At 62.0% G+C, this 1522-nt stretch carries 1 protein-coding gene; it reads left to right on the forward strand.

The genetic code is table 11. The features are described 5' to 3' along the window. The first annotated feature begins 339 nt into the window (after window positions 1–339). A complete protein-coding gene (locus tag ABZ194_RS30315) occupies window positions 340–1095 on the forward strand; it encodes a GntR family transcriptional regulator (RefSeq protein ID WP_355600437.1) in 756 nt (251 codons plus the stop codon). Window positions 1096–1522: the final 427 nt, after the last annotated feature.

The raw sequence follows: 1522 nt of genomic DNA on the forward strand, positions 1-1522 counted from the left end.
TCGCTCTGGACGGGCATGTCAGAGGCGAACAACGCCGCCGCCAGTTCCCCCGCCGGGATCTGACAACCGTCGAACTGATCGAGGGTACGCTGAACGTGCATTGACGGGTCTCCAAACTCTCGATGCTCTGGCCTCAGCGGGTTGCCCCCCGCTGGGGCCTTTCTCGTGAACATCCATGGTGTTAGGTGTTCTACATCAGAAGATAGCTGTGTGCTAGAACACCGTCAACCTCTACCCTCAAAGACCCGGAGGTGGGTTCGAGACTTGAAGCCTAGTGGACTACTCTGGTGGTAGGTGGTGTGCTAGAACGCACTGATTGTCCCATTGAAAGGTGACGCCATGCCTCCGAAGATTCACCGTCCAGACCCGCCATATGTCCAGGTCGTGAACCATATCCGTAGGCAGATCCAGTCAGGCGAGCTGAAGGAGAGTGAAGCCATCCCGTCTGCGCGGGAGATCTCACGCAACTGGGAAATCTCTCTCGCTACGGCAGTGAAGGTGCTCGCAGCCCTGAAGTCGGAAGGGTTGGTGAAGGCAGTGCCAGGCATTGGCACCATCGTCAGTGTTCAGGCGCGACACACCGGTCCGAGGGATCGTTTCCAGGCCATTCGTCGCACGGGACGGATCTACCCCAAGAACGAAGCTGCACGGATCACTTCCGCTGAGCTTGTTACCGCGACAGAGCAGGTGGCGGATGCTCTTGGCGTGGAATCCGCAGCCTCAGTCGTCCGGCGGCATCGCGTTACGATGAACACCGACTCTGACGCGCCTGTATCGGCATCGTCCTCCTGGTTCGATGGTGCTTTGGCTGAAGTAGCTCCCCTACTTCTTCAGACCAGCCGCATCACCCAGGGCACTCCTCGATACATTGAGGAGCAGACAGGCCGTATCGCTGTCTCTGGTCGAGACCAAGTGTGTGCAGACGTAGCCAGCGAGCAGGACGCCGAAGATCTGGGCATCTCGGTTGGAGCACCCGTTCTACGGGGTCGTAACTGGCTCTACGACCAAAACGGAGATGTCATCGAGTACGGCGAGTCTGTAGCCGTTGACAACCGATGGTCGTCGTATGACTACGCGCTCAACGACGAATCCTGAGGTACCCCGGGGCTATAGAGCGACTCTGGTCACCTCACCCAGGTGTTACGACTTTGCTTACGTTTTCAAGCCGCCTTCGGCGGGAGCCCGCACCGGCCCCAGCAGGGAGCGGGCGGGGGAGAGATGGGGGAAGGGACACTCACGAGCTCGCGGTGACGATCCAGCGGAAGGCGGTGTTCGACGCTGAACACCGCCAGGCGGAGGAACCGGTAACGACGAGAGGAGACGAACGCGCCGAGCGGGCCGGGCCGACCCTTGGGCACTGCCGAGGGAGACCGACCAGCACAAGCGTGCCTCTACGCCCGTCCAACCGCAGACGAGGGAACGCCCGCGGGCATGAAGTCCATTCACTGGGCCGCGCGCTCCGCCCGGCCGGCGGGCGTGCGGCCTCTTCGGGCCGGTCCCGCCGGCCAGCGGGCGCGCACCG

This window comes from Streptosporangium sp. NPDC006007 (assembly GCF_040614315.1).
GTDB lineage: Bacteria > Actinomycetota > Actinomycetes > Streptosporangiales > Streptosporangiaceae > Streptosporangium.